This window comes from Rhodopila globiformis (assembly GCF_002937115.1).
Classification (GTDB): domain Bacteria; phylum Pseudomonadota; class Alphaproteobacteria; order Acetobacterales; family Acetobacteraceae; genus Rhodopila; species Rhodopila globiformis.
Genome location: NZ_NHRY01000007.1, coordinates 1 through 3,218, shown reverse-complemented (window position 1 = coordinate 3,218; position 3,218 = coordinate 1). Strand labels below are relative to the sequence as shown.

General features: G+C 68.1%; 2 protein-coding genes. One reads left to right on the top strand and one right to left on the bottom strand.

Annotation, left to right across the window (positions count from 1 at the left end):
* The first annotated feature begins 686 nt into the window (after window positions 1-686).
* A complete protein-coding gene (locus CCS01_RS00170; RefSeq protein ID WP_158258155.1) occupies window positions 687-1,664 on the top strand; it encodes an LLM class flavin-dependent oxidoreductase in 978 nt (325 codons plus the stop codon).
* A 4-nt stretch (window positions 1,665-1,668) separates the two neighbouring features.
* On the opposite strand, the gene CCS01_RS00165 is transcribed toward CCS01_RS00170, so the two are convergent.
* A complete protein-coding gene (locus CCS01_RS00165; RefSeq protein WP_158258154.1) occupies window positions 1,669-3,099 on the bottom strand; it encodes a class I adenylate-forming enzyme family protein in 1,431 nt (476 codons plus the stop codon).
* Window positions 3,100-3,218: the final 119 nt, after the last annotated feature.

Genomic DNA, 3,218 nt, shown 5'->3' with positions numbered 1-3,218 from the left:
CTACAAGGCGGTTGTCGATGCCTGCTGCGAGGCCTGGAACAAGCTCATGCAAATGCCGGAACGGATTGCTTCCCTGACCCAGCGCAAATGGGCAGCAATAACGGTCACCGGATAGGGCCGTTGGTATGACACGGTTCCCGGGAAACATTGCCGGTTTCGTCACGCTTCAGGCCAACGCAGGCCGCGCCAACAGCCGCGGGAAAACGGCCAGAGTTTCCGGAGTGCCGCATTATTTCCTCCGGCCGCAAACGGCCGTTTCGCTTCCGGCATATGATGCCCGGATACGGAAGACCGGACTTCAGGCTTCTCGATCCGGCCGCGCGACCTGTCGTGGCATGCGAAGCGCTACCGGACAGAGCCGGTCATTCTCCAGCAAGCACAGAGGGCCGCACGGCTGCGGCGCGGGCCGATACTGCTGGCCGGTCGAGTGCGCTTCGACTGGCTGCCGGAGAACGAACGCCTCTCCGATATAGTCGTTACGAGATCATTATTCAGCTTTGGTTGTTTAATAGTAACATAACTCCGGCCGCACCCGGGCTGGCCCCGGCGTTGTGGAAACCGTATCCGGGGATGCGGGACAGCGTGGGATGGCAATTCAGGCACGCCCTGCCCCCGGACTCTTCGCCCCGTAGCCCGGACCGGCCGACGGTGTTACCCTGTCCCGCAAAATGCCAGGGAGGTCCGTGATGAAGCTCGGTCTGTTCATCAACACCCAGTTCCCCGAAGGCACCACCGTGGCGGACCGCATCCCGGAGATCGTCGCGCAGGTGCGCGCGGCGAAGGAGGCCGGGTTCCGGTCGCTGTGGTTCCCGCACCACTGGCTGACCCATCCGCTGCAGATGCTGCAGATCACGCCGATGATGGCCTACGTCGCCGCGCACGCGCCGGGCATGACCATCGGCTCCAACATCCTGATCCTGCCGTTGCTCAACCCGGTTCACGTCGCCGAGGAAGCCGCGACGCTGGACGTGCTGACCGGCGGCAATTTCATCCTGGGCATCGGCCAGGGCTATCGCCAACCGGAGTTCGACGCCTTTCGCATTCCGCTGGCGGAACGGGCGCCGCGCTTCAACGAAGCCATCGGGCTGATGCAGCGCCTGTGGACCGGGGAGCGGGTCAGCCACCAGGGCCGCTTCTACACCGTCGCCGATTCCGGCATCAGCCTGAAGCCGCACCGCCCCGGCGGGCCGCCGCTGTATATCGCCGCGCAGGCCGAGGTCTCGGTGAAGCGCGCGGCGCGCATTGGCGACGCCTGGCTGATCGTCAACAGCGGCGGGCTGGGCAAGGCCGTGCCGCTGATGCGGACCTACCGCGCCGCGCTGGCGGAATACGGCCGCACCGCCAGCGAGTTTCCCATCACCGTGGAATGCCATGTCGGCGAAACTCGCGCCGCCGCCTTCGAGGAATGCCGCGGGCCGCTGGAATACAAGTACAACGCCTACGCCTCCTGGGGCCTGCAAGGGCGCCGCGCGGAGACCTCGTTCGAGGACTTCGCCCGCGACCGGTTCATCATCGGCGACACTGTGTCTGTCAAGGAAGAGATTGCCCGCTACCGCGAACTGCTCGGCGTTGACCACTTCATCATGCGCTGCAACTGGCCCGGCCTGCCGCAGGCGCACACGCTGGCGACGATCCGGCGGCTGGGGGCGATCCTCGGGGCATAGGGGCTCACAGCCAGTCCGCCGCGAGAGCCAGGAGACGCTGGCGGTCCACCTTGCCGATCGGCGTGCGCGGAATTGAATCGATACGGAACAACCGGTCCGGCAACTTGTAGTCGGCGAGCTGCGTCGACAGGGACCGCCGGATGTCCGGCAGCACGTCGTCGCCGGCCTCCGCCAGCTGCACAAAGGCTACGACACGCTGGCCCAGCACCGGATCGGGCACCCCAACGACGCCGGCGTCCCTGGCCGCCGGATGGGCCAGAATCGCCCGCTCCACCTCCGCCGGCGCGATGTTGGACCCGCCGCGGACGATCAGCTCCTTCAGCCGGGCGACGAACCAGGCGTTGCCGCCGGCGTCCAGGCGCATCTGGTCGCCGCTGCGGTACCAGCCGTTTTCCAGGCCGGAGACGACACCGGGCCGTTGCCAGTAGCCGAGCATGACGTTTGGACCACGCAACAGCATCTCGCCTTGCATGCCGGGCGGAACGTCGTTGCCGTGGTCGTCCACGATGCGGATCTCCGCCCCCGGCACGACACGGCTCACCGCGCCCGGCCGCAATCCGGGCGCCAGCGAACCCACGGCCTCGGTCGAGGCCCAGAACGAGAGCAGCGGCAATCCGAACAGCGCCTGGAACGCCTCCTGCTGCCCGGGCGGGCAGGCATCGCCGGCGGTCAGGCAGACGCGCAGCGACGACACGTCGCGCGGCTGCCGCCGCTGGCTCTGCATCAGCAGGGCCATGGTCGCGGGCAGCGCGGCCATGCAGTCGCAGCGGTGCCGCTCGACCTGATCGAGGATCGAGTCCGGATCGCCGGCGTCGCACAGGACAAGCCGTCCGCCCAGCCGGATGCCGGCGAGGAACACCGCAAGCCCGGACATGTGCGCCATCGGCAGGAAGAAGGCGTGAACCTGCCCGGCCCGCAGGCCCAGGTGCACGGTCCGGTCGGCGATTTCCGTCAATGTCCGCAGGCTGTGCGCGACGAATTTCGGATATCCGGTGGTGCCCGACGTCATCAGCAGCAGGATCGGCGCATCCGGTGCGGCGGCGTGGGGCAGGCCGCCTGCCTCCGGCGCCGCGTGCAAATCGGTCCAGGGCCGCGCCGTGGCGTCGCCGGCGGCGTCGGCCAGGAAGCGGGCGTGCAGCGGCAGGATCGACCGGTCAACGGCGACGACGTGCCGGTAGAGTTCCTGCTGCCCGATATAGACAGCCGGCCGCAGCCGTCGCAGCACGTCGTCCAGTTCAGCCTGCTTGAGCCGCACGTTCAGCGGCGCGGCAATCGCGCCGATGCGGAAGCACGCGAGGCAGGCGACGGCGATCTCCGGCCCGTTGCGCAGGTGCAGGGCGACGCGGTCGCCACGGCCGATGCCGGACGCGACCAGTCCGGCGGCCAGGCGCTCCACCGCCTGCGCCAGCCGCGCGAAGCTCCAGCGGCAGGGCAATCGCACTTCAGAATAGTGCCAGGAGGCGAGCGAGATAGGCGTTGTCCCAGGCGGCCTTCTGGAACTTGCCGCGCAAGGCGTCCTTGTCGCCGTTCGTCTGCATGACATTGATGGCCATG

Coding starts and splice junctions, on each gene's coding strand:
- CCS01_RS00170 (WP_158258155.1), top strand. CDS start 687: ATGAAGCTCGGTCTGTTCATCAACACCCAGTTCCCCGAAGGCACCACC.